Annotated in this window: 22 protein-coding genes and 1 pseudogene; 12 read left to right on the top strand and 11 right to left on the bottom strand. The window is 61.6% G+C overall.

Annotation, left to right across the window (positions count from 1 at the left end; all coding sequences use genetic code 11):
* The first annotated feature begins 125 nt into the window (after positions 1–125).
* Complete coding sequence (locus NANH_RS0101320) at positions 126–998, top strand: AraC family transcriptional regulator (RefSeq protein WP_027260414.1); 873 nt, start codon at positions 126–128, stop codon at positions 996–998.
* 42 nt (positions 999–1,040) lie between these two features.
* Here the strand turns inward: NANH_RS0101320 and NANH_RS28285 are convergent, their stop codons facing one another.
* Positions 1,041–1,238, bottom strand: coding sequence for a hypothetical protein (locus NANH_RS28285; protein ID WP_027260413.1), 198 nt, complete (start codon positions 1,236–1,238; stop codon positions 1,041–1,043).
* Positions 1,239–1,525: 287 nt separating this feature from the next.
* Here NANH_RS28285 and NANH_RS25130 point away from each other — a divergent pair, with 287 nt between their 5' ends.
* The 5 genes from NANH_RS25130 (at position 1,526) to NANH_RS25125 (ending at position 4,815) form a co-directional block, all read left to right on the top strand.
* Positions 1,526–2,101 (top strand): SCO family protein, encoded by a 576-nt coding sequence (locus NANH_RS25130; protein WP_407694614.1) that lies wholly within the window; start codon positions 1,526–1,528, stop codon positions 2,099–2,101.
* A 2-nt stretch (positions 2,102–2,103) separates the two neighbouring features.
* Positions 2,104–3,471 carry a peptidoglycan DD-metalloendopeptidase family protein gene (locus NANH_RS0101305; protein WP_139236559.1) on the top strand — a complete coding sequence of 456 codons (1,368 nt, stop codon included), beginning with the start codon at positions 2,104–2,106 and terminating at the stop codon, positions 3,469–3,471.
* A gap of 3 nt (positions 3,472–3,474) precedes the next feature.
* Positions 3,475–3,933 carry a DUF411 domain-containing protein gene (locus NANH_RS0101300; protein WP_027260410.1) on the top strand — a complete coding sequence of 153 codons (459 nt, stop codon included), beginning with the start codon at positions 3,475–3,477 and terminating at the stop codon, positions 3,931–3,933.
* Positions 3,934–4,141: 208 nt separating this feature from the next.
* A complete protein-coding gene (locus NANH_RS29190) occupies positions 4,142–4,327 on the top strand; it encodes a penicillin acylase family protein (protein ID WP_074920712.1) in 186 nt (61 codons plus the stop codon).
* Positions 4,328–4,434: 107 nt separating this feature from the next.
* Entirely contained in the window at positions 4,435–4,815 is a 381-nt protein-coding gene (locus NANH_RS25125) for a hypothetical protein (protein WP_245601358.1), read from the top strand.
* A 247-nt stretch (positions 4,816–5,062) separates the two neighbouring features.
* Here the strand turns inward: NANH_RS25125 and mntR are convergent, their stop codons facing one another.
* Complete coding sequence (mntR, locus tag NANH_RS0101290; RefSeq protein ID WP_027260409.1) at positions 5,063–5,533, bottom strand: manganese-binding transcriptional regulator MntR; 471 nt, start codon at positions 5,531–5,533, stop codon at positions 5,063–5,065.
* A 94-nt stretch (positions 5,534–5,627) separates the two neighbouring features.
* Here mntR and NANH_RS0101285 point away from each other — a divergent pair, with 94 nt between their 5' ends.
* The 4 genes from NANH_RS0101285 to phnE are packed head-to-tail and all read left to right on the top strand — an operon-like array spanning position 5,628 to position 9,920.
* Positions 5,628–7,508 (top strand): cytochrome c peroxidase, encoded by a 1,881-nt coding sequence (locus NANH_RS0101285; protein WP_027260408.1) that lies wholly within the window; start codon positions 5,628–5,630, stop codon positions 7,506–7,508.
* The gene (locus tag NANH_RS0101280; RefSeq protein ID WP_027260407.1) at positions 7,508–8,383 is read left to right on the top strand and encodes a phosphate/phosphite/phosphonate ABC transporter substrate-binding protein; all 876 of its coding nucleotides are present in this window, start codon (positions 7,508–7,510) and stop codon (positions 8,381–8,383) included. The genes NANH_RS0101285 and NANH_RS0101280 overlap by 1 nt, the downstream gene beginning before the upstream one ends.
* On the top strand, positions 8,380–9,162 hold the full coding sequence (locus tag NANH_RS0101275) for a phosphonate ABC transporter ATP-binding protein (protein ID WP_027260406.1): 783 nt from the start codon (positions 8,380–8,382) through the stop codon (positions 9,160–9,162). Before NANH_RS0101280 ends, NANH_RS0101275 begins: the two co-directional genes overlap by 4 nt.
* A complete protein-coding gene (gene phnE / locus NANH_RS0101270) occupies positions 9,162–9,920 on the top strand; it encodes a phosphonate ABC transporter, permease protein PhnE (RefSeq protein ID WP_027260405.1) in 759 nt (252 codons plus the stop codon). The genes NANH_RS0101275 and phnE overlap by 1 nt, the downstream gene beginning before the upstream one ends.
* A 3-nt stretch (positions 9,921–9,923) precedes the next feature.
* Here the strand turns inward: phnE and NANH_RS0101265 are convergent, their stop codons facing one another.
* From NANH_RS0101265 to NANH_RS0101230, 7 genes and pseudogenes are all read right to left on the bottom strand, one after another.
* Positions 9,924–10,436, bottom strand: a complete 513-nt coding sequence (locus NANH_RS0101265) for a L,D-transpeptidase family protein (RefSeq protein WP_027260404.1) — start codon at positions 10,434–10,436, stop codon at positions 9,924–9,926.
* A gap of 119 nt (positions 10,437–10,555) precedes the next feature.
* Entirely contained in the window at positions 10,556–10,843 is a 288-nt protein-coding gene (locus tag NANH_RS0101260) for a TFIIB-type zinc ribbon-containing protein (RefSeq protein ID WP_027260403.1), read from the bottom strand.
* 34 nt (positions 10,844–10,877) lie between these two features.
* Entirely contained in the window at positions 10,878–13,244 is a 2,367-nt protein-coding gene (locus NANH_RS0101255; protein WP_245601350.1) for a heavy metal translocating P-type ATPase, read from the bottom strand.
* 136 nt (positions 13,245–13,380) lie between these two features.
* Positions 13,381–13,929, bottom strand: a pseudogene (locus NANH_RS29755) (hypothetical protein).
* A gap of 80 nt (positions 13,930–14,009) precedes the next feature.
* On the bottom strand, positions 14,010–15,017 hold the full coding sequence (locus NANH_RS0101245) for an IS5 family transposase (RefSeq protein ID WP_027260401.1): 1,008 nt from the start codon (positions 15,015–15,017) through the stop codon (positions 14,010–14,012).
* A gap of 1,345 nt (positions 15,018–16,362) precedes the next feature.
* Positions 16,363–17,448 (bottom strand): ParB/RepB/Spo0J family partition protein, encoded by a 1,086-nt coding sequence (locus tag NANH_RS0101235; RefSeq protein ID WP_027260399.1) that lies wholly within the window; start codon positions 17,446–17,448, stop codon positions 16,363–16,365.
* On the bottom strand, positions 17,445–18,749 hold the full coding sequence (locus NANH_RS0101230) for an AAA family ATPase (protein ID WP_027260398.1): 1,305 nt from the start codon (positions 18,747–18,749) through the stop codon (positions 17,445–17,447). The genes NANH_RS0101235 and NANH_RS0101230 overlap by 4 nt, the downstream gene beginning before the upstream one ends.
* Positions 18,750–19,255: 506 nt before the next feature.
* Between NANH_RS0101230 and NANH_RS0101225 the strand changes: the two genes are divergently transcribed.
* Both NANH_RS0101225 and NANH_RS25115 read left to right on the top strand, forming a co-directional pair.
* Positions 19,256–19,933, top strand: coding sequence for a DnaA N-terminal domain-containing protein (locus tag NANH_RS0101225; RefSeq protein WP_027260397.1), 678 nt, complete (start codon positions 19,256–19,258; stop codon positions 19,931–19,933).
* An 88-nt stretch (positions 19,934–20,021) separates the two neighbouring features.
* The gene (locus tag NANH_RS25115) at positions 20,022–21,170 is read left to right on the top strand and encodes a CaiB/BaiF CoA transferase family protein (RefSeq protein ID WP_051372191.1); all 1,149 of its coding nucleotides are present in this window, start codon (positions 20,022–20,024) and stop codon (positions 21,168–21,170) included.
* 352 nt (positions 21,171–21,522) lie between these two features.
* On the opposite strand, the gene NANH_RS0101215 is transcribed toward NANH_RS25115, so the two are convergent.
* A complete protein-coding gene (locus NANH_RS0101215) occupies positions 21,523–22,740 on the bottom strand; it encodes an HlyD family secretion protein (protein ID WP_027260396.1) in 1,218 nt (405 codons plus the stop codon).
* Complete coding sequence (locus tag NANH_RS28850) at positions 22,733–23,212, bottom strand: hypothetical protein (protein ID WP_051372190.1); 480 nt, start codon at positions 23,210–23,212, stop codon at positions 22,733–22,735. The genes NANH_RS0101215 and NANH_RS28850 overlap by 8 nt, the downstream gene beginning before the upstream one ends.
* Positions 23,213–23,368: the final 156 nt, after the last annotated feature.

Here is a 23,368-nt window from a genome sequence, read left to right as displayed (position 1 = left end):
GTTAAGCGGAGGGCGGGCATCGGTCCTGCCGGATTCTCCGATACACTTGCCAATTTCTCCGAATGGCGGGCAAATTGCGTGATCCGATAGGACCGCTCTGCTATCCAGGCCACGAGGAGAATGTGATGTCGCTTGAGAAACTAAGAGCCCTGGCAATCGAGCTTTCAGCGCGGGAAACCGCGAATTCTGGCAGGGCTCTCCCCGCCGCGCATATCTTTCAGCGGGCTGAGGTCACCACGTTCGAGGCTGTCGTCTACAATCCCGTGATTTGTCTGATCCTACAGGGGCGCAAAGAAATGAACGTGGGTCGGCAGTTCGTCTCCCTGGCGGAAGGAGACGCGCTTTTGGTCAGCCACGACCTTCCGGTGACGTCCAGGATTACCGAGGCCAGTCCAGAGGCCCCGTATCTGGCCCTGATCATCTCGCTCGATCTGGGCATCCTCCGCAGTCTCTATGAGCAGGTTGGCGAGGCCGTGTCCGACGACCATCACGCGATGTCCCTGTCCGCCAGTGCCGCAGACCCCGCATGGATCGACCCCATGGTTCGGTATCTGGAGCTGATGGACGCGCCGCTTGACATACAGGTTCTTGGCCCGATGATCCTGAAGGAAATTCACTTTCGCCTGCTTCTGTCCCCCATCGGGGGCATGTTGCGGAACCTGCTGGCGGTAGACAGCCATGCCAGCCGCATCGCCAAATCCATCCAGCAGATTAGGACCAGTTTTCGTGAACCTTTGGTCGTGAGCGATCTGGCCCAGGTCGCGGGGATGAGCGCGTCATCGTTTCACGAACACTTCAAGTCAGTGACCGGCACAACGCCTCTGCAATATCAAAAAGACCTACGGATGATCGAAGCGCGAGCACTCCTGGAAAGGGGTGTGCCTTCCGTATCCGTTGCGGGATTTCAAGTCGGCTATGAAAGCCCGACGCATTTCAGTCGCGACTACTCGCGCAAGTTCGGATGCTCGCCAAAGCATCACCTGGCGCGGGCGTCATAGCCCAATAATGCGGGAACTAAAACTGACGCTCAAACCGACTGGTCAGCGGTGGCTTTCACTGCGCATCGGACAAAAACCCCATGCCAATACCCTACGGCAAAACTCAGTAGGTTTTGGCAGGTTTTTGCCCTGCTCGATCAGCTCAGGCGGCGGTATGTCTTCAACGGTTTCCGATTTCTCTGCACCTTCGGCCGTGCGCAGTTTCCGATGCAGAAAGAAGTTCTCCGCATCGCAGGTCATGCTGTTTTCCGTGTCGATCTCGACCTGCCGGTCGCCACACGCGATGGTGAAGTTTCAGGCGCTGAATTTGGTCTCCGCATTCCCAACAGTGGGCGTAGCTTCATGCCGCGCACATCACAAGCTTCACCGGGGTTTCACAGATCGGTGATGGATGGCCGATCAATGACAATCGCGCTTGAACCTACAGTGGCTAGAGGATGTAAACGCACACAAAATATAGAATCAACTTCGGGCGAAGCGTCGTGAGGCTTTCAGGTCTTCAAAAGATATTGTGGGTGTTTGCGGGCGTGGCGGCGCCCATTTTCGCCTGGCTGTTGCTATGGTCCGACGACCGTTCTGACCGGGCCGGAACCGGGGATGCACCACTGTTTTTCGCTGATTTCGAACTCACCGATCATCACGGCATGGTCCGAACCGACGACGATTTTGCAGAACGCTGGATGTTGGTCTTCTTCGGCTTCAGCAATTGCCCCGATGTCTGTCCGACCGCGCTATCGGATATTTCCGGCTGGCTGGACGAGACGGGAGAGGACGCGGCGCGGCTGAACGTGATTTTCATCGCGGTAGACCCGGAGCGGGACAGGGTCGAGGCGATGGCCGGGTATGTTGGCCATTTCCATCCGTCAATCCGCGGCTGGACGGGTCCGCAAGACCAGATCGCACGCGCGGCCGACGGCTTCCGCGCGACTTACGAAAAGGTGCAAACCAAAGACGGAGAGTACACCATGAACCATACTGCGAGTGGCTTGCCGTTCGATGCAGAAGGGCAGTTCGTCACCATGATCGACAACCGCGAACCGCGTGAGTTCGCGGTGCCCAAGATCCGCCGCGCGTTGCAAGAAGAAGTTGAGAAGACAACATGAGGATGGGAAAGGTAGAGGTGTCTCTGGTTGTCGTGGTGGGCGCTTCGATGACTGCTCTCGCTGTCTTTGGCGTTCTACCCAAGGATCCGGTGCCGCCTGCGATTGCCAAAGCGACCCTCTGGACGCCCGCACCGCTCGCGCCGCCTCGGATTGCCGAAACCAATTCTGTCCGCCCTCCATTCGCCCAGGCGGATGTCGCGTTCGAGGTCAGACCCCTGCCCCTCCTGCCCGTGTCCCTGGCTGATACCTCCTTGCCATCTATCGAGCCCCCGCTGACCACCTGGTCGCGCGAGATTGCGTCGGGCGAGACGCTCGATGCGGTCCTTGCCGATGCGGGGCTGGGCGCTTCGGATCGCGCCGAAATCGCCTTGGCGATTGGCGCGGAATACGATCTGCGCCGTCTGCGTCCGGGTCACGTCATTACCGTGGTTTCAAGACCGGACGGCACCCCGCGTCGTGTAGAGCTTGCCGTCGAAGACGGTGTCCGGATAGAGGCGGCCTTCGGCGAACAGCTTGCCACTCGCGTGTTAGAGCCGGACCCTGAATGGGTGACGTTCGCCGGTGAGGCGGTGATCGAAAGCACCATCTTCGCGGCGCTCGACACGGCAGATATCCCTGCCCGTTTTGCGGTGGACCTGGCGCAGATGCTGGGCGGCACTGTCGATTTCCGTCGTGATCTTGCGGGTGGCGAGACGATGCGCCTCCTTTGGCGCGAGGCACGGGACGGCACCCAGAGGATTGGCCAGCCCGAGCTTGCCTTTGCTGCACTGGATCTCGGCGGTTCGGTTTATGAGATCGTCTGGCCGGACGACCGCAGCGGACGGGCGGCGATCTATGTCGACGGAGAGGTGCTGCGCGTGTTCGCGCAACCGGTCGAAGGTGCACGGCTGAGTTCTGTGTTCGGGCGCCGCACCCATCCGGTCTACGGCAATGTACGAATGCACACAGGGGTCGACTTCGCGGCGGCGCGTGGCACGCCGGTACAGGCGACGGCACCCGGCCGAGTGAGCTTCATAGGCCGACGCGGAGGATATGGCCGGGTGGTCGAGATCGCGCATGGCTCCGACACCCTGACGCGCTATGCGCATCTGAGCGCTGTACCGGACGGGCTCACACAAGGGCAACGCGTGATGGCCGGAGAAATGATCGGCCGCGTCGGTGCGACGGGTACCGCGACAGGCCCCAACCTACATTACGAAGTGCGGGTGGACGGTCGCCCGACCGATCCTCTCTCGAACGACCGGCTGGCAGAGGCCGCCGAGCGTGAAGCGGACGACACAGCCGCGCTTAGGCGGCTGGCTGAGGCACGCTCGCTTCTGGCTGAAAGGCTCGCGAGCGAACTTGTACAAACGACAACTGAAAGGCTTTGACCCATGAAAATGTATGCTCCCGCCCTTGCCATCGCACTGGCCTTGCTTCCCGCGGCGCAAGCTGTCGCTGAGGCGATCCCCATCGATGTCCGGAAGACAAGCGGCTGCGGCTGTTGCCTGTCCTGGATGAAGCACATCGAGGAGAACGGCTTTGCGCCGACGGGCGAGGATATGTTCGGAGGCTCTCTTGTGCGCTTCAAACTCGACAAGGGCGTGCCACAACGCATGGTGTCCTGCCATACCGCTCTGGTCGACGGCTACGTGATCGAGGGCCACGTGCCGGCCGCTGACATCCAGCGCCTGCTGGAGGACCGACCGGACGCGGTGGGCCTGGCGGTGCCGGGAATGCCCTACGGGTCGCCCGGCATGGGACCGCAGGACGACCGAGAGGCTTACGATGTCTTCCTGATCCGCCAAGACGGCTCGACCGAGGTCTATACCAGCTACCTCGGCTCTGATTGAACTCCCGGCAAGACCTTAGCAATTGGAACCCCTCTGCCCCATAGCGCTTGGCTTTCTTGCAAGCCTGGCCGCCGGATCGCTGACTGCGACCGGGGCGGCGGGGTGAGGAGCACATTTTGAACGTGCCGCGATCGCCGATCAGATCGAGCGGGATGGCGAGCAGCTTGCTGTCTCTCGAAGCACCAACGCCGGCGATCCCTTTACTCAGATGTCGACCGTGTTTGCATCGGACGGTGCTCGGCCGTTTGTCTCTAACGCGGGCACCAATTCTCAGGCGGTCGTTTCGCTTTCGGACGAACGCGGTTCCTATTTCATCGCGCCCGCCGGTCAGTCCGGGCACTCAGTCTCAAGGTTTTACGAAAACCTCTTTCCGATGTGGATCCGGGGTAAATAACTCATGATGACCACGGATCCGTGCTTGGCCCGCAGTGGCACCGCCGGAACATCTGGATTGTCACCTAAATCGGCGGACAGCGCGCGGACCATAAAGGACAGGAGCCAATGATCACGTATCTCATCCAATACGATCCGTTTGGCTATGCGTCCGACCAAACGGTAAGCAACGGTACCGGACTCAGCGCCTTGGCTGACGAGACCATCGGTGGCTATACGATCTGGGTCCCGTCCTCGATGGTTTTGATTGTGGCGATCATCCTCGTGCTGAACGGCTGGAACGCGGCGGAAGTGCGCCGATGGAACACCCAATACGAGTTGCGGCGTGGTTCGAATGCGGCGGCGCTCGAGTTTCCGGAAACCGCAGAGGAGTTGCGCTTAAAAGTGGAAAAGCCAAATCGCGACATGGGCCGGACGCTCGCTCTGGGCGTGCTGGCCATGTTCTCGACGATCATGATCACGATCACCACGATCGTCTACGCGCTCTAAGCCATCGATCACGGGCCAGCTCAGGCGTCCAAGGTATATCCCAACACCGAATTCTTTGGCGAACGGTCGGTCGCAAGCAGAGAATTATAGGTGCGCTACATCCGGCGCGCGTGGGCAGTGACGACCCAATCGGCTTTGGACGCCAGAGTTCGAAATCAGCACACAGGCCCCGCCCCGGCGTTTGACCGCTGGCGTTGCCCCCTTTGTCGGTGTCGCCGCCTCATTGTCGCAAGAGCCCGCTGCGGCGTTATTTGTGGCTCCGGGATTGCATCAGCGCGTGTTCGAATGCCTCCAGCGTCGTTTCGCTGACGTGATGCTCGATCCCTTCCGCATCGCGTTCCGCGGTTTCTCCGTCGATCCCGAGACTGCAAAGAAACGCGACGACGATCCTGTGGCGCTGCCGACAGGCCTCTGCCAGCTTCTGGCCTGCATCGGTGAGGAAAACCGCCCGGTAGGGCTCTCTCCGTACAAGGCCAGCGGCCTTGAGCCGCGAAATGTTCTTGGTCACGGTTGGCGGTTTCACGCCAAGTCGTTCTGCAATCTCGACCGGTCTGGCCTCTCCGCGCGTCTCGATCAGCTCTGCGATCAACTCGACGTAATCCTCCGCCATTTCACTCTCATGCGCCTGGCGCACGGTTGCAAACCCCTCGGCCTGGGCCTCGGGAGCCCTGTCGACAGTTTCAAACGGCTCACGCCCATGTGATTGCAGCTTTGTCATACTTGTGACTTTGCAGGTAAACAGCGGGGTTGACAACTTGTTTGCTTTGGGTAGGAAAGTTAGCCATGTCTAACTTTTGGGTCTGGAGGCCGCAGTGACACGAGATTTCCTAAAGATGCTGATGGTCTCGTTCGCAAGTGCGCTCGTCCTGTCCGGATCTGTAGCCGCGACACCTGCCAAGGAGACCCCCTGGCTTCCCGAGGCGGCGGCCTACCGGTTGACGCTCTTTCTTGGAAATCTCGAGCCTCTGCCCTGGAACGATATCGAGATCGCCTGGACGGAACCCTATCGGGGTTCGGAATTGTCCATCGGCGCCTTGGCGTGGCTGGATCGCGTGAGCGATATCGACCCTGCGCGGCTTCTGGACGCGATCGCAGATGAAGACCGGCAGGCGGTCTTTGCCGAGGCGACGCGGCTCATTGCGCTCAGGATCGAAGAGGAACTGGACCGTGCTATAGCTGCCGAAGACCCGGCGCGTGCGCAGCAGACCGTACGGACATCTCGCGAACTCTATCGCGCGTTTGCGGACGGCATCGCCGCGGCGGAGCCAGCCGCCGCAAAGCAAATCGGCCTTGCCTGGCTGGAGCTGAACAGCAGTACGGGGTCCGCCGGGGTCCTGGGCGCGGGCGTCACATCCGCTGACCGCGATACGATGGCAGCCGCGCGCGCTGTCATTTCCGGCTATATTGCGGGGAACTATCTCATTGACGATTTCGCTCCGCGTCGGACGCTGAGCGCCCTGCCCGAAACTGCCGTGCTCAGCGGTCGTGCCATCGAGGTGCCGCCAAGCCTGCCACCGGGCTCCGACATCTTCGATCAGGATCCGCTGCCGCGTCTCGTCCTCAACTTCGAGGAACAGGGCATCGACGAGACCGGCCTGCCGCTCGTGGCTTACGGCGACATGCTGTTCGACAGCGCGCAAATCTTCGGCGGCCCGGCGCGCGATCTCGGGCTCGCCTGCTCGACCTGTCACAACCGCTCGGACGTCAACCAACGGCTGTTCATTCCGGGCGCCAGCCATCAACCGGGCGCGATCGACGTCGACGGTGCCTTTTTCAACCCAATCTTCAACGACCGGCGTAACGACCCTCTCGACATCCCAAGCCTTCGCGGATTGCGCTTCACCGGGCCGTACGGGCGCGACGGCCGTTTCGCTTCCCTGCGCGACTTCACCCGCAACGTCATCGTCAATGAATTCGGCGGCGACGAGCCGACGCCTTTCATGATGGACGCACTGGTCGCCTACATGCTCGAATTCGACTTCCTGCCCAATTCCATGCTGACAACCGATGGCAGGCTGACCGAAGCCGCACCCGAGGCTGCGCGGCGCGGCGAAGCGATCTTCAACACGCCCTTCGCCAGTCTCGGCGACCGCTCCTGCGCCAGTTGCCACGTTTCGGACGCCAACTTCCTGGACCGGCAGGCGCACAACATCGGCTCCGTCGCGCCGGCCTATGAAGGTGCCCGCGCCGGTGCGCTGGACACGCCGACGCTGCTCGGGACGGCCTATACCGCGCCTTATTTCCATGACGGATCGCTGCCGACCCTGGCGGCAGTCGTAGACTGGTTCGACGAGACGAAATCGCTTGGGCTGACCGGGGCGGAACGGGCCGACCTGACCGCCTATCTGGAAACCGTGGGTGCGGCGGACGAACCCTATGAGGCCTTCGATGCCGAGAACACCGCCTTCCGACTGGCCTTCTCCGAATTGATCACCTTCGCCTCGACGCTCGACACATTGCTGCCCCGGCGGGATGCGCGGCACATCCTGCTCCTGACGGACACCGTGGCTGCGGACCTTTCGGCTGACGCCAGCACCATGTCCAACCTCGCCGCACGGCCCGGCGTCTACGCGCTGGCAGAGAAGCTGGCCGAGGTCAGCGCCGCCGTGCGTGACGAGGATTGGACAGCCGCCGAAGCAAGCTGGACTGCATTCAAGGCCGAAACCGCCGATATCGAAGAGAGGGCCTTTTGATGGCGATGCACCTGAACCGCAGAACCGTCCTTCGTTTGGCCGGCGCGAGCGCGATATCTCTGGCGTCCCCGCTCGCTGCGCAGAATGACAGGTTGCGGCTCGCCTTCATTCCGCAGGAGAACCCGGAGAAGTTGCTGGGCGACATCGAAGCCATCGCCGGCTGGCTGTCCAGCGAGATCGGCCTCCCCGTCGAAGGGTTCGTCACCATCGACCATGCGGCGGCGGTCGAAGCTTTGAGAAACGGCGACGCAGATATCTCCTTCATGGGTGCCCTGCCCTTCGTTCTGGCCGAGGCAGAGATCGGTGCCGTGCCTCTCCTGTCCGAGGTCTACCGCGATGCACCGAGTTACACGGGCCGCATCTACGTGCGCCGTGACAGCGGCATCCGGTCGCTCGCCGACCTGCGCGGGCGCGACATCGCCTTCGCCGATCCGATCTCGGAATCGGGATATCTCTACCCGCTTGCCGAATTCGTGCAGGCCGGGCTGATCGAGGCGCCCGGTACCGCAGAGGCGTTCTTTGGTCGCATCTTCTTCGCGGGTGGCTACCAGCAGGCCATGCAGGCCATGGCCGAAGGCTTGGTCGATGCCGCAGGCGCCAGCCAGTACGCCGATCTGCTTCTGACACCACAGCAACAGGCAGAGGTGAAATGGATCGCGGAAAGCGCGCCGATCCCGAGCCATCTGGTGATCGCGCGACCGGGGCTTGACGCTGACGTGCAGGACCGGTTTATCGACGCGATGCTAAAGCTCAACGCGCCGGATAACCGCGAAAAGCTGCGCTATCTCTATGGCCCGGACGGCTATGTCAGGGCCGACCCCGCCGCCTATGACGGCGTGCGCGACATCGCGCGGCGATACGGGCTTTTGGAATGAGCATCGCCGCCCAAATCGATGACTTGAGCTTTGCCCATCTGGGCACGGATCTCCCGGCGTTGGACCGGGTGTCGCTGTTCGTCCCGGCGGGCGAAAGCGTCGCTTTGCTCGGCCCGTCCGGGGCGGGAAAAACGACGCTTCTGGCGCTGCTCGACGGCAGGCTCCAGGGCTGGGCCGGACGGGTCTCGGTTCTGGGTGCGCCGCTCGACCCCGACCACCCGCCGCCGCGCGCGCGCCGTCCGGATACCGGTTTCGTGTTTCAGGAGTTTGCATTGGTCGAACGCTCCACGGTTCTGCGTAACGTCCTCAACGGTCGCCTGGGACGCATGTCGCCGCTGCGGGCCCTGCTGGGATCCCCGACCGCGCATGATCTGGGGATTGCGCGCACGGCACTTGCCGATTGCGGCATTGCAGACCTTGCCGAACGCAGGGTCGACAGCCTCAGCGGCGGTCAGCGGCAGCGTGTGGCCATCGCGCGGTGTCTGGCCCAGGAACCGCGTCTGATCCTCGCCGACGAGCCAGTGAGCAATCTCGACCCCGCCCGCGCCGGCGAAATACTGGCGCTGCTGACCGCGGCTGCGCGGGCACGCGGAGCGACGGCAATGTTCTCGTCGCACCAGCCCGACCTGGCGCGGCGTTTCGCGCAGCGTATTATCGGCATTCGTGGCGGCCGGATCGTCTTCGATGTGCCGACATCCGAGCTGAACGAGGACGCAACAGCGGATCTCTACAGGGACCCAAAGCCAATGCCCGGTATCGGGCTCCGGGCGGTGTCCTGATGCGGCTACGAGAGTTTGGCGGATTCGCGGCCAGCGCGCTGATCGCCGGCGCGGTCCTGTGGTCCTTCGTCACCACCGACGTCGAGTTATCGCGTCTCATGTCCGCCGGCCCGCGGATCGCCGGTTTCCTCGGCCGGATGTTTCCACCAGACCCTACGGTGATGGCCGAGATCATGAAAGGCAGTGCAGAAACGCTGAGGATCGCGATCCTGGGCTCCCTTGGTGCGACGGTCCTGTCGATCCCGCTGGGCATCCTTGCGTCCGAGACGATGGTATCGCGTGCGGTGTTCCGGCCGATCCGAATGCTGCTTGCCTTCATACGGGCGATTCCGCTGATCCTGGTGGCCATGCTGATGGTGGGCGCTGTCGGGCTCGGGCCGCTGCCCGGTATCATCGCGATCGCGTTTCATGCGACGGGGATGCTCGCCAAGTTTTACGCCGAGGCGATCGACGGCGTGTCCCGCGCGCCTATCGCCGCACTGGAAAGCGCGGGCGCCGGACCGCTCGTGCGGCTCAGACATGCGATCTGGCCGCAAATGGCGCCGGTCGTCGCCCGCGACACGATCTTCCGGTTCGAATTGAACCTGCGAGAGTCGCTGATCCTCGGGATTGTCGGTGCGGGCGGGATCGGATTTTACATCCAGACCTATGTGCGCTCTTTCCAGTATGACAAGGCGGCCAGCGTCACGATTGCCGTTGTCCTCATGGTCATCGCAATCGAAGGCATCAACGTCGCGCTGCGCCGCCGTTTTGCCTGACCATCACGCATAGATGTCGATGGGTGTCCCGTCTCTCACCATGGCGTAGATTTCCTCGATCTGTCGGTCTGTGACAGCGATGCAACCCGCCGTCCAGTCGCGGACATTCACGGGGTCGATCCCGCGTCTCGGGCCACCGTGAATGAAGATGTCCTTTCCCGGAGACCGGCCTTGCGCCTCCGCGAACGCGATGTCGGCTTCGTTGGGGTATGAAATGCCGATAGAGAGATGGAAGAGGCTGTCTGGGTTGCGCCGGTCAATCACGTAGGAACCTTCCGGCGTACGACCGTCCCCCTCGAACTGCTTGTGACCTTTGGGCGCGAAGCCCAATCCGATGGGATAGGTCCGCAACACGTCGTCCGCCCCGTCCAAAATCAGCAACCGCTGTGCCTTGTACATGCGCAGCCGGGTCACTTCTGGCCCGCTGTACGACCGGAACTTGTTGGCACAACCTGACAGGAAGGCGGCCAATCCGCTCAACAGAAAGACCCGTCGTGGAAATCCGGTATTCATCATTGCTCGAAGCCTCATTTTTGCGAGGTCTGGTTGATGTCAGACGTTACTCTATCGAAAACGCCGTATCAATGATCATGCGCCATGTGTGCACCAACCAATTCGCCGCCCCCATCTCGTTCTTAGTCAAACAACTCGTGCAGCCATGATTTGCGGCGGTAGCCGTGCTTTCCATAGCCGCCGCCGTGCTTGCCGCTGCCGTGCCCACGGTCGTCATCGTAGCCGCTCGGCTCGGGCGCACGCCGGGGCGCGATATCGGATGCCGAGCGCTCTATGATCTTGTCGAGTTCGCCCCGGTCGAGCCAGACCCCCCGGCAATCGGGGCAAAAATCAATCTCGACCCCCTGTCGGTCGGTCATGCTCAGGGGCACGTCGCAGACCGGGCACATCATCCTGCCTTTTGCGTTCATGTTTTTTCTCGGCTCTTTTCCGGGTTCCTTTAACTCAATGACCATGCGCCAACGCCCCCTTGGCCGTCTGCTCGCCAACCGGTTCGCCGCCCGAACGCCCGGTCTTACTCCGGTAGCCGTTCAGAAGCCGCAGCGCATTGGCCACCACCAGCAGGGACACCCCCACATCGGCGGCAATCGCGCCCCACATCGAAGCCATGCCGAACGCCGTCAACCCGACGAACAGCGCCTTGGTCGCCAGAGAGATCCCGATGTTCTGATGGATGATCGTCATGGTCCGGCGCGAGTGGCCGATGAGCCACGGCACCTTGCCGATGTCGTCGGTCATCAGCGCGATGTCCGCCGTCTCGATGGCCGCGTCCGATCCGACAGCCCCCATGGCAATGGCGTAATGCGCGCGCGCCATGGCGGGGGCGTCGTTCACACCGTCACCGATCATTGCCACCATGTCGTGTGTTGCGGCCAGTTCCTCGATGGCCGTCACCTTGTCCTCTGGCAGCAGTTCGGCGCGCACTTCGTCGATGCCGACCTCGGCCGCCACGGCACGCGCGGTGCGTTCGTTGTCGCCCGTCAGCATCACGATCGTCTTCACACCCTGCGCATGCAGCCGGGCAACGACCCCCTTTGCATCGGGGCGGATGCGGTCGCGAAGCTCCAGAACGCCGGTTAGGCCGGTGTCGTCACCCACGGCCACGAGGGTGCTGCCGGCCTCTTCGATCCGGTCGCGAAGGTCCGTCGGAATGGCGCTGCCGAACCCTTTCTCCTCGGCAAACCGATCCGAGCCCAGCCAGATCGCGCGCCCCCCGACGCGCCCTTCCAGCCCACGCCCCGGCACGGTGCGTGTGTCCTCTGCCGCAGACACGGAAACATTATCGGCTTGCGCGCGCGCGAGGATGGCGCGTGCCAGCGGGTGCGAGGACCGCGCTTCCAGACCTGCTGCCAGCGTCATGAGATCGCGCGCAGAGACGCCGCCCAGTGGGTGAACTGCCGCCACCTCCGGCTCGCCCATGGTGATCGTTCCGGTCTTGTCCATCGCCAGTGCGGTGGTGCGCCCTGGCGCTTCGACATAGGCGCCGCCCTTGATGAGCACCCCTGCCCGCGCCGAAGCCGTCAGCGCCGCCACAATGGAAACCGGCGTCGAGATGACAAGGGCACAGGGGCAGGCGATGACCAGAAGCACCAGCGCATTGTAGAACCAGTAATCCCAGGCCCCGCCCAGAAGCAGGGGCGGCAGCAAAGCGATGGCGGCCGCCAGAACCATGACGATGGGCGTGTAGATACGCGCAAACTTCGCGACCCACTGCTCGACCGGCGCGCGGCGTGCGTGAGCATCACCCACCATGCGAATGATCTTCGCAAGCACCGTGTCCGACGCGGGCTTGGTTGCGCGCACCGTCAGCGTGCCCTCGCCATTGATCGTGCCGGCATAAACCTCGTCGCCGGCTTCCTTGGGCACCAGCGCGCTTTCCCCGGTGATCGGGGCCTGATCGACGGCCCCTGCCCCGTCCACGACCGCGCCGTCGAGCGGGATACGGTCGCCGCCGCGCACTATGAAGCGATCGTCCACGGCGACCTCTGCCGCCGGAACATCCGCCTCGGTGCCATCCGGTCGGATCACCCGCGCCGTGGGCGGGGCGAGGTCGAGCAGCGTGGAAACCGCGTTGCGCGCCCGTCCCACGCTCCAGCTTTCCAGAAATAGCGACAGCGAGAAGAAGAAGGCCACCGTCGCCGCCTCGAAAAACTCGCCGAGACCGATGGCACCCGCCACAGCCACTACCATCAGCAGGTTCATGTCGGGCGAAAACCGCCGCGCCGAGGACCAGGCCTTGGGCGTCACCAGCCAGACACCGAATATGATCGCAACGGCGAAGAGCCCCGCTTCGGCCATGGGCATCGGCGCCTCGCCATGCCCCGCAAAGAGCCCGAGTGCGCCACCCATGCCGGTCTCGACGATGTGGAAAAGGAAACCCGCCGCCCAGAAGCCGCCGCTCAACGAGGTGAAGAGCCTTTGACGCGCCAGATGCGCCGCCTGGTCCTCTGCGGCGTTGTCGGCATCCCATGGCTTTGCGTTCATGCCGGTCGTTGCCACCAACTGCGCGACTTCGCTGTCCGAAATCTTTTCGGCGCTGTCGAGGAGGGTCATTCGCCCGTTGATGACGTCGAACGCCAGGTGTTCGGCTCCGCCGGCCTTTGGACCAACAACCCTGTTCAGGATTGCCACCTCTTCGGCGCAATCGAGCCCGGAGACCTGAAAGCTACGTCCGTTCGAGGGAATGGGTTGTGCCGGCCCTGCGTTCGCTCCGGCACCGCAACACGCGACACCCTCTCCATGAGAATGTTCCTGTTCGTCTGAGTGGTCGTCGGCGTGTTTGTGATGGTGGCGGTGGCCATTGGAAGACATGGATTGACCTCAAGGTTCAATGATTCCACATTCACATAATTCCTACAGCAACTAGAGCTTCAAGAGGTAAAACGAAGGCACCGCAAAGTTAACGGACGCCGGCCAAGGAAATTCAGCGGCCTTGGTTTTACGCCGCTTAAACGTGAGCGATATCGCGCCAGGTTTGAATGAGCAGCGATCTCATTTCGCGGAAGTCTGTTGATGGCATTTCGTGGCGCAGGAGACAGAACAGGTTGGCCATCGGATCGTGGAAAGAAAAAATCGCTGCAAATGGCCGGGCGGTTCAAATTTATTCACTCCCCCCGTTCTCGTCGCCGTGTTGGCTGGTGAGAATTTCCAGACCGATTGTTCGGACCTTTTGTGAAATCTATGCTCGACGCCGGGCATGATCTGCCGTTTCGCCGCTGCGTATGACCGCAATTTGTCGGTGATCATGACTCGTGGAACCGACCCTTGCCGCTCTGTAAGTTCGCGCATCAGGCGCCTGTCGGCGGCAAAGTAACGCCCGGACTGTTTGATGTGAAACCGCGATACCGCGTTCTGCAGACAAGCCCTCAACCATCCGCATACTGAGGGGAAACCCGAAGTACAGCCAGACCGCCCAGGCGATCACGTCCGACGGGAAACGAAGCGGTGATAGAGCGGTGAGGTTTTCGCTTTGAAAGACGTCTGCGTAACGGGTCATTTTTTTGTGGTTTCAGGACTGTGCTCACTCGTTTTGGTCCGCTGATTTTTCAGCGGACACAGAGCGTTTGAGGGGTTCGGTTATGCGATTGCGAGGGTTTGCCGGTTGAGGGTGATCTTGTTTGCAGCCTTGAGCAGGTTTTGCCCGATCGCCGCCATCGCCAGTTGGGCATGGGTTTTGTCGACGCCAAAGTAGCGGGCGCGGTGCAGCCCAAAGAGGCGCTTCATGGTTCCGAAACATTGCTCCACCCGAAACCGGCGTTTGGAGATCATTTTGTTGAAGCGCTTTTCGGAGGCCCGCAGCGGGCGATTACGAGCAGCCTTCCTCATGATCCCGTCGCGGTGTTGGCCGCGTAGGATGGCACGGTTGGCCCTGGATGCGTAGGCCTTGTCCGCAAGCACACGCTGGGCCTTTGCGCCTTCAATCATGTGCCCAAACTCCGGGCTTTCGGCGCAGTTGGCGGGCTTGGTGTGAATACGATCGACAAAGCCTTCCTCGTCGGTGCGGGCGAAGGCTTTGTAACCAAGCGTGCTTTTCGAGCCCTTCTTCACCCAACGTGCATCGGGATCGGCGCTGAAATGCATCTGCGGATCATCCGATGCCTCGCCCTCGGCACGATCTTCAGGGGCGTCTATATGCGTACGGGGCCGCGCTGCGCTTTCTACCAAAGTCGCGTCGATAATCGCGGCCTCAGCCTCCTTGAGTTTCAGCCCGTGATCTTCGATCTGGCGGCAGACTTCGGCCAGAAGGTCGTCATAAACACCGCCCTTCACCAAAGCGTTGCGAAAGCGGCAATGGGTCGTCTCATCCGGTACTGCAGCATGCAGATCAGGCCCGCAAAAGATCATGAAATCCAGACGAACCTTCAGTGCGCGTTCCAGCTTCGGGTCGCTAAGACCGTGCCATTGACCAATCAACAGGCACTTGAACAGGACCAGTGCATCATACCCTCGTGGGCCGAACCCGGATCGCCCAAGACCACGCTTGAGGATGGGTGAAAACGACCGCCAATCCATCAACGCATCAATCTTGGCCAGAGCATCTTCTGCCCCGATCCGATCCGTCGCTTCTCGCAAGAACAGATCCATCAAAATCCCCCGGAAACTTCTCCAAAACCATACCAAACGAAACAAACCATGGGAATCCTCTCATCATGCAGAGGTCTATTTGATCATGTGGCCCCATTTCACATCAGCGCACTGACTTAACGGTGCCCACACCCGAAATCTTGACCGACCGAGGGAACCTCTGCCTGGTTGTACCTCATGCACCTGGCGAATTTTCCGATTCTCCGTCACAGCTTTTGAGACAATGCAATCTCTTGGGGGTCATGTCCCAGCCCCCGATGCGGCGCTTTTATATGTATATTGATTCAAAACCGCCGCTGTTTGCCGATCTCTAAGATATCCTATAATCTTGCCTTATCGGACATAAAGGGGATACGCTCAGCAGCAAGGACGTAGCTCATGTTTCATTTGTCCAAACACCGAAATTCATGAGTTTCATGCACGGCCTAAAAAACTGACCGGAGTGCACGAGATTCTGTAACGGCGGTTGTGAAACCGGGTGAGTCGCAATTTATGACACCGGCGTCGCCTCGCGGCTTTTTTGCGTTGCGGCGCTCTCTCTCGTTGCGCTGAGCGTGCCAGAACCGTGCGACGATGGCCGCGTCAACGAGAGCGGCCATGATCTGAACGCCTCCTGCCCGCCTGCGTCGGTGGCGAGCAACAGGGCGATGGCCGTGCCAAGGGATTCTCGACGATCCGACCGATCTCCACCGTCAATGCAAAAGCCGACAACCGAAAACCCTGTGCCAAGGCGTGCAGACTGGGGCGCACGGGCGTCACCAACAACGGGACCAGCTCGTCGTACTCGGGAAGGACGACCGTCAGCGCCTGGCGGATGATCGGGGTGGTGAGCAACTCGTGGCAATCCCGCCGGTGTCGCGCTGTCAGGAGGACCAGCCTTTCCAGAACACAAAGGACCCCTGCCCGTTTCGCCGGAATTGATCGGTCTCCATATCGCCGACCTTGCCCCGCCACAGGGCATGACCTCTGCCCTTTCGGTCAGCCCATCGAATTCTCTGGCTGGAAATGTCAGCCGCTCCTTTGCCAATCATGCCAAGGCGCGGCCGAACCTGAAGAGTTTGAAAGTGTGCGGAACGCCGGTTCACGGTCCACATTCCAATGGCAGCGCCGTGATCCATAGGCACCGATCCCTGCAATAAAGACGCCAGAAGCATCGGGTGTCTGCGTCCAATGCCCCTCACACAGAAGAAGGATTTACATTTGAGCCATCAGGTTCCCCTCTCAGACCAGAAGCGATCGGTCACAAAGGTCACGAATTTTGCCCTGCCGCGTGCCCGTAGACCGGCAGCAAAAAAGGGTGTCCCCGCGGGGACACCCTGAAATACCCGGAACCGATCTGGGCGCGCTACTCTTCCAGCGCTTGGAAAAATGCGGCCACTGCAGCTTCCAGCCTATGCCGGTCCATGTTCGAGAAGTCCCGGTTCATCCTCAATTCGACCCGCCCTTCCGCCGCCGCACAGCGCACACTGCCTCCGCGTACGTTCTGCCGAAACGTCGTTTTCGCGGCGGCCCGTGCTGCCTGTTTCGGCGAAACCACTCTGGGCTCTCGCGGGGGCACGGAAAGGTCCCGAAGCACCTCCAATTCGGCCTCGGGCGTGGCCGCCATGGCTGCCGTCAGGGCCGCAGCCATGCGTGCCGCCGCCCCTCGTTCGTGACTTATCCGCTTCTCCAATTGCAAACCCAGCGCCCGTGGAATCGCCTCCGGGAACTTCAAGCGCGGGCCAAATGCGTCCAGAACCGTGACAAAATGCTTAATGTAGCTCCGCTTTTGGCGCGACACCGACCCGAACAGCGCGGTCAACGCGGCATCCAGGTCGACCGCCTCCGTTTCCGGGTCATCCGCATAGGCCCGCACCAACTGCGCCATTTCAGCAAAGGAAATATCCCGACGCACCAGGTTCTCGTCAACCATGCGCCGATAGAGAAGTTCCAGTTCTTCGCCACGGGCGGTCAAACCCGCAGGAATGTTTGCATAGGCCGCATCAGCCGTCTCTTCAAAAAGCTCGCGGAAAGCCGCCAGCCGGCGATAGCCCTGGATCAACTCGTAGGATCCCTGCCCCAACGCCTCTACTCGGATCGGGTTGGACAGACCTACAGCACGGATCGATTCCTTGAGCTCGTCCAACTCGTCGTCGCGCCCGGCCCTACGATCCCGCGTCAGCTTGCTTGTTTTTATCGATTCTATCGGGATCAGGTCGGTGATCAGACCGGCCTTTTTCAAGCGCACATGCTCATGCGCCAGATGGTCATTCTCGGCCCGGATCCGAGCCTCAAGCGTCTCGCGTTCACGCAGCGCATCGGCGTTTTCTGCGATTGCGGACGCCATGGGGCCACGCCGCGGGTCTGCCGCCGGAACAGAAGATTCGGATGCGATGGGTTCAGGGGGGTCGACGTCGGGGAATTCGATGTCAAATACGCGTCGCTTGCTCATTCTGTGGCCTCCAGTTCATCCCAGGCAGCGAGCAGGTTGTCCCGAAATTCGCCGTAGGCACCGTCAAAAGACGCCCGAGCCCGCCGCCAGGTTTCTCGTGTCATCTCGCGATAATCCGTTTCGTAAATCGAACTGAGGAACCGTCCGGATTGTTCGACGGCCCGGGTCATTTCGATCGGGTGTTCCGCCACTCTGTCCCCAAACACCTTGCCAAAGGCTGAGCGCATCGCACGGTGCAGATCGTTTGACGCCTCATAGCGTGTCAGCAGAAAGCGGATGTCGCAGAATGCCTTGGGCAACCGCATCGTCCCCGCCGGGACAGCATTGGAAAATCTGGATAAATCCTCGAGCGCCTCGGATAACTGGCCAATAAAGGATGTGGTCGAATCGTATTCCCAATAGCCGGGCCCCGAGGGGATATAGAGGACGTCGGCGGCAAACACGGCATTCATCGACTGATACCCGATGGCCGGGGGGCAGTCGAAGATGATCATGTCATAGGCATCGTCCGGCAGGCTATCCAGAAACCTGGAAACAGCGGCAAAAAAGGACCATTCCGGGTTCAGATGGCGATATTGTGCACTTGCGAATTCGACGAAGGCCGCGTTGGCACAGCTGGGGATCACGTCTATGGTTGACCAACTGGTCGATTTGATGAAATCCGAGTTGCGCAATTCTGCCAGCCCCATGCCCGTGACAGACGGCGGCAGGCGGCGGCGGGGCAGGGCGGTGCCACTTTCCGCCCCCTGCGCGGCGGTGTTCATGCGCTCGGTCTCGGCAATCAGGTCCCGCGCCATGATACCCCAGACGGTATATTCCTCGGCAACGTCACTCAGGCCCATTGAGTGGCTCAACGTGGCCTGCGGATCAAAGTCCACGCACAGCACACGATACCCATCCAACGCCGCCGCATGCGCAAAGTGCAAGGCCACGGTGGATTTTCCGGCCCCCCCCTTGAAATTGGCAATGGCAGCACGAATCGCCCGCTTGCCAGAGGGGCGGGGCGGCATCAGCGATTTGCGGTTGACCTTGAGACGGCGGCGAATCTCGTTGATTTCGTCCAGGCTGTACCATCGCTGGCGCCCCTCTTCCTCGACCAATCCCTGGGGCAGGCTGGGGTCTGCGGCCAGCCGCCCTCGCAAAGTAGATTGATTGACCCGGAAGATCAGCTCGGCCACTTCCCAGCTGGAAAAGCGGCGCAGCGTCTTTTCCAACTCGGGTGAATAGGTCTGCTGCCGAATCCAGCCCTGCATTTTCAGGGATTGCGCCTGCAATTGGGCCAAATCGCTGTGGGTGTACATCCTGCCTCCTGTCCGCTTTTCGGGACGCTAATTTTTGCTCGACCCTGATTTACGCTGATTTGCGAAAAAAAGCAAAATGAATTATCATTGGCCCAATTCGGCAACGCCCCCGCGGGGACTGCATTGTTTTTAAATGGAAATTCTACGTAGAGCGGGCGCAGACGCCAATTTATTGGAACCTCGAGCAGAACTGGCCCGGCCATTAGGGGACACGATGCGCCCCAAGCGGCCAAAATGGGGGACATTTCCCACCTATTGGGGGACAGCCTGGGTGACCCCCAATACCTATAATACCTCAAATTTCATTTTGAATTGGAATAGGGACAGGCCAGAAAAACTCTGGGCTTGACAGAATCGACAAACAGGACGCAAATTATGGAGTGGCCGGGAAAAGCGCCGAGTGCGCTGAGTTGACTGACCGTTAAGACAAGATGGGCCATCAAAGAGCCCGCAAAATTGAGACAAAAGCGGGTCGACAGATCCGTACACAGGCGGAATGAAGCGGTATGCTATACCCCAAACCCATCGGTCGCAGTGCGGCTGCGCGCAAATACGATTTGCTCACTGCGATGGGGGCGTTTGCCCTTTCACAAGACAAATCCCGACAGCGCCTGATACTGCGGCTGATGACTTTGATCACGGCGCGATACAATTGGTCCCGAGATGAATTGGCGGTTGGCCAACGCGAGATCGCCCGATTGTGGGCGATACAGGAACGTACAGTCAAACGAGAAATGGCACGGTTGCGGGGCATGGGCTGGCTTGTGGTCAAACGTCAAGGTGCGCGTGGACGGGTCACCGAATACGGCCTGGACATCGAGCGGGTTCTGGATGACACGCGCCCGGCCTGGGCGGCGGTTGGCCCCGATTTCGAACTGCGCCTGGACGGTCGGGAAAGCGCGGCGGTGGTTCCCTTGCCGGTACGCGGCCTGGTCGCCCCTCCGGAATTGGGCGATGGCAAGGAATGGTCGCTGGCCCAGGCGGTTCTGCACGCCGAGGATCCTGCGGTCTATGGTGCCTGGTTGCGTGCGCTGGTGCGCGGCGAGCGGGCAGGGGGGCGTCTGACGTTGACCGCGCCGAGCCGGTTCCATGCCGCCTATGTGCAGACCCATTTTATCCCGCGGCTGCTGGCCGCCTGTCAAAGTGTCGACGATTCGGTGGCCCAGGTAGCGGTTGTGGCCTGAGCCCGCCAAGACGCGGCGCTCGGTTTTTGGTCGCGCGGATAATGCAGACGCAGGACTGACGTCTCGGAATAGGTAGGGAAGGGCGCGCATGCTGGACGGAATACGGATTATCGAGGTCGAGGGTTTGGGTCCGGGTCCCTTTGCCGCCATGCTGCTGGCGGATCTGGGGGCCGATGTGATCACCGTGCACCGAAAGGGGGGGGCGGTAACTCCGGGAATGCCCGACGTCAACCTGCTGAACCGTGGCAAGCGATCGATCGAACTGGATCTGAAGGCCGGGACAGACATCGCGACCTTCATGGCGCTGATCTCGGGCGCCGATGGGCTGATAGAGGGGTTTCGCCCCGGCGTGATGGAAAAGCTGGGGATCGGTCCGGATGTCTGCCACGCGGTCAATCCGGCGCTGGTTTTTGGCCGTATGACCGGATGGGGGCAGGGGGGGCCGTTGTCGCACACAGCGGGGCATGACCTGAACTATATCTCGATGTCGGGCGCGTTGTGGTATGCTGGCGTGGCAGGAGACGCGCCGGTGACGCCCCCGACATTGGTCGGAGATATCGGCGGCGGTGCGCTGTATCTGGCTGTGGGCATGTTGGCGGCCTTGCTGAGGGCGCGTGCGACCGGGCAGGGCACGGTGGTCGATGCCGCGATTTGCGATGGCTCGGCGCATATGATGAACCTGATCCATTCGATGCGCCCAAACGGCGGCTTTGTGAACGAACGCGGCCAAAGCCTGTTGGACGGGCCACACTGGTCGCGCAGCTATGTCTGCGCGGATGGGGGCCATGTTTCGGTGCAATGTCTTGAGCCGAAATTCTACGCGCTGTTTCTGGAGCTGCTTGGGCTGTCTGACGATCCCGAGTTTCAGTGTCAGTATGACAGGGATCTGTGGCCGCGACTGACCGGTCGGCTGGCGGGCATTTTTGCGGCACATCGGCGCGATCACTGGGCCGCGTTGTTCATGGGAACGGATGCCTGCGTTGCGCCGGTGCTGTCGCCGGAAGAGGCGCGCGACCATGCGCTGAACGCTGCGCGCGGTATGTGGGTGACGGCGGACGGCATCCTGCAGGCCGCGCCTGCGCCGCGCTTTGCGGGGCAGGGGGCGTGGTCACCGCCGCCGATCCCGGCGCGCGGTCAGCACAGCGCCGAAATTCTGGCCGAGTTGCGGCAGGCGACCGACAAGGCGCGGACAGATCGCGGTTCTACTGATGCCGGTGTGGCTTGTTCAGATCAATGATGATGCGTGCGGTTTGTGGTCGGCACGGCACCGAACGACGCGAGATGGACAGTCGCGCGCCCGGGCTCTTGCACAGATCAAGGTCCACGGGCGGATGGCTTGGCAGAAGACCTCCGGCTGCAATCACCGCAGCCGGGGCGAAACCTTCTTGGGCCGATGAAAGGCTGTCAGCGGGCCCAGGCTAAAGGCGCACACCGTCGACAATCGGAAAACAGAAGCGAAGCTTGGCGTCCGGGGTCGTAGCCGAATGACCGGACTTGGCTGCCCAAGTTTTGAACGTACCGCCTGAACCCTGTCTCGCCGGGTTGGGTACGTTCCGAGTTGCAGCCGATCTGTGCGACAATGCCTCATGTCAGTGCCCGCCGCCACCGCCAAGCCCGGCACCGGCGACGAGAGCGACCCAGACCTTGATCCGCAGCAGGATTGCCTTGATCATGCCAAGCGCCTCGATGCCATGTGCGGCCAGGCTGCCCTCCAGCGATCCTGTAAGGTGGGTTGTATAGGTCTGCGCGATACAACTGGTTCCGTCGACGAGCAGCGCCGCGTGTTCTGGATGTTCCATCTTGAAATAGACCACCGCCTCGCCGCCGCGTGCGAATTCCTGCGGCTCAAGCAGGCGGCCCGTCGGGGACAGTTGCCCGGTCGCGACGGCGCGCTGGATCCGGGCGACCCGGGCAGGAAGGACCGTGTTTTCCATCGACGCCTTGAGACTGCTTTCACAGGCAATCTCGGCCGCCATGCCGACATGCAGAACCGACAACGCCACCTGCGAGAAGCCGGCCGCGACCAGCAACGGCTCGTCCGGGCGGCGATCGGGAACAATGACCATGGCCGGGCGCACCGCGATCTGCGCCGCGCGCGCGCCCTCGGTCAGCGTGACCTGCTCGACAAGGCCCGACACCCGCGAACGGACCACCGTCTTTTCAAGCTCCACCTGCGCCTGTTCGAGCGCCGCCTCGGCACTCTGCCGACGGGCAGGCAGGACGATCTCGAGCTCGGCCGTGGCAGCGTCAATCTGCGACTGGGCGGCGTCCACGTCGGCGGCCCGGGAAGCGGTCTCGCTTATGGCGGTTTCAAGTTCGGTTTCGCGGAACGCGGCAGAGCCGTTGTCACGCAGTTCTTCCTGGTCGGCCAATCGTTCCCTGGCCCGGGCAAGCTGTGCATTGGCGCGGGCGAGCGCCGCCTTGGCCGAGGCGACGGCGGCCTTGGCCGAAGTGACGGCGGCATTTACCTCCTTGAGCCTGCTTTCGGCGAGATCCAAGGCAGCGCTTTGGCGGGCATCGTCGATGCGAAAGAGCACGTCGCCGGGCGCTACTCTCTTGCTGGCATGTACGGTCACTTCGGTCACGTCGCCGCCGATTTCGGCAACCACCGGCACCGTGCGGAATGGGACGAACGCGGTGTAGGATTTCGGGTGATAGTAAAACACGGCAAAAAAGACGACCAGCGCCAGCACCAACCAAGTGAACAAGGCATAATGCACGTTGTAAAGTGTGACAGGAATTTTCTTCCAGCGCAGATACAGGATGCGCAAGACGAACGGGATGGAAGTGATCATGAGCTCAAGCATTGTCGTCCTTCCCCCCGATCGGGCGGTCGGGTCGTGGTGCTACGCCGGGATCGGTTGGGAAAACGGCCCGTTGCCGACCACCCGCGTCCGGCGGCGCTTCGGCACCTGGATCTTCGACGGATGCGGCGGGTGGGGCTTGGTTTTGCGTCAACGCGCCGGAGCCGTGCGACCAAAGCATGTAGTCGCGGCCCAAGGCCGCCGCGATCAACGCCAGAGGCAGCAGAATGCTGAAATGCGACAGCGGCGGGAACACCTCAAAGGCGAGTGCAATCATCAGCATGGTTGGTACCGTCGTCCGCAGCGGCGTATCCGCGCTGTGATGCTCGGCAAAGCGGTCGAACCGCGCATAGAGATGGATCACCAGAAGCACCAGCAGTAGAATGACCACGAGGCTGATATAGGAGAACGTGTCGGTTTCGCCGGGTGCTGTCCACCAGGAGGGCGCCGGGTTGTCGGTGTGTTGATTGGCCAATGGAAACGGATCCTTTCAGTGCGCGAAACACCGGGTTCGGCACCTTGCCGCCCGCAAATGATGGGATGCAGCCCTCTCCGGGCGCAGCTGGCGGAGTCGCGGTACATCACTATGTCGACGGGAACAATACAGCCCGAACGGGTTTTTTCAAAGGGG

The sequence above is a fragment of the Sedimentitalea nanhaiensis DSM 24252 genome (assembly GCF_000473225.1).
In the GTDB taxonomy this organism is placed as follows: domain Bacteria; phylum Pseudomonadota; class Alphaproteobacteria; order Rhodobacterales; family Rhodobacteraceae; genus Sedimentitalea; species Sedimentitalea nanhaiensis.
The sequence above is the reverse complement of the archived record's forward strand: the minus strand, read 5'-3'. Positions and strand labels throughout refer to the sequence as shown.

What these genes read in the sequence shown, in the direction of transcription:
- NANH_RS0101320 (WP_027260414.1), top strand. Translation starts at nt 126, where the DNA reads ATGTCGCTTGAGAAACTAAGAGCCCTGGCAATCGAGCTTTCAGCGCGG.
- NANH_RS0101255 (WP_245601350.1), bottom strand. Translation starts at nt 13,244, where the DNA reads ATGTCTTCCAATGGCCACCGCCACCATCACAAACACGCCGACGACCAC.
- NANH_RS29190 (WP_074920712.1), top strand. Translation starts at nt 4,142, where the DNA reads ATGTCGACCGTGTTTGCATCGGACGGTGCTCGGCCGTTTGTCTCTAAC.
- NANH_RS0101265 (WP_027260404.1), bottom strand. Translation starts at nt 10,436, where the DNA reads ATGATGAATACCGGATTTCCACGACGGGTCTTTCTGTTGAGCGGATTG.
- NANH_RS0101215 (WP_027260396.1), bottom strand. Translation starts at nt 22,740, where the DNA reads ATGCTTGAGCTCATGATCACTTCCATCCCGTTCGTCTTGCGCATCCTG.
- NANH_RS0101275 (WP_027260406.1), top strand. Translation starts at nt 8,380, where the DNA reads ATGAGCATCGCCGCCCAAATCGATGACTTGAGCTTTGCCCATCTGGGC.
- NANH_RS25115 (WP_051372191.1), top strand. Translation starts at nt 20,022, where the DNA reads ATGCTGGACGGAATACGGATTATCGAGGTCGAGGGTTTGGGTCCGGGT.
- NANH_RS0101235 (WP_027260399.1), bottom strand. Translation starts at nt 17,448, where the DNA reads ATGAGCAAGCGACGCGTATTTGACATCGAATTCCCCGACGTCGACCCC.
- phnE (WP_027260405.1), top strand. Translation starts at nt 9,162, where the DNA reads ATGCGGCTACGAGAGTTTGGCGGATTCGCGGCCAGCGCGCTGATCGCC.
- NANH_RS0101230 (WP_027260398.1), bottom strand. Translation starts at nt 18,749, where the DNA reads ATGTACACCCACAGCGATTTGGCCCAATTGCAGGCGCAATCCCTGAAA.
- mntR (WP_027260409.1), bottom strand. Translation starts at nt 5,533, where the DNA reads ATGACAAAGCTGCAATCACATGGGCGTGAGCCGTTTGAAACTGTCGAC.
- NANH_RS0101260 (WP_027260403.1), bottom strand. Translation starts at nt 10,843, where the DNA reads ATGAACGCAAAAGGCAGGATGATGTGCCCGGTCTGCGACGTGCCCCTG.
- NANH_RS0101245 (WP_027260401.1), bottom strand. Translation starts at nt 15,017, where the DNA reads ATGGATCTGTTCTTGCGAGAAGCGACGGATCGGATCGGGGCAGAAGAT.
- NANH_RS25125 (WP_245601358.1), top strand. Translation starts at nt 4,435, where the DNA reads ATGATCACGTATCTCATCCAATACGATCCGTTTGGCTATGCGTCCGAC.
- NANH_RS0101300 (WP_027260410.1), top strand. Translation starts at nt 3,475, where the DNA reads ATGAAAATGTATGCTCCCGCCCTTGCCATCGCACTGGCCTTGCTTCCC.
- NANH_RS0101305 (WP_139236559.1), top strand. Translation starts at nt 2,104, where the DNA reads ATGGGAAAGGTAGAGGTGTCTCTGGTTGTCGTGGTGGGCGCTTCGATG.
- NANH_RS0101225 (WP_027260397.1), top strand. Translation starts at nt 19,256, where the DNA reads ATGCTATACCCCAAACCCATCGGTCGCAGTGCGGCTGCGCGCAAATAC.
- NANH_RS0101280 (WP_027260407.1), top strand. Translation starts at nt 7,508, where the DNA reads ATGGCGATGCACCTGAACCGCAGAACCGTCCTTCGTTTGGCCGGCGCG.
- NANH_RS28285 (WP_027260413.1), bottom strand. Translation starts at nt 1,238, where the DNA reads ATGACCTGCGATGCGGAGAACTTCTTTCTGCATCGGAAACTGCGCACG.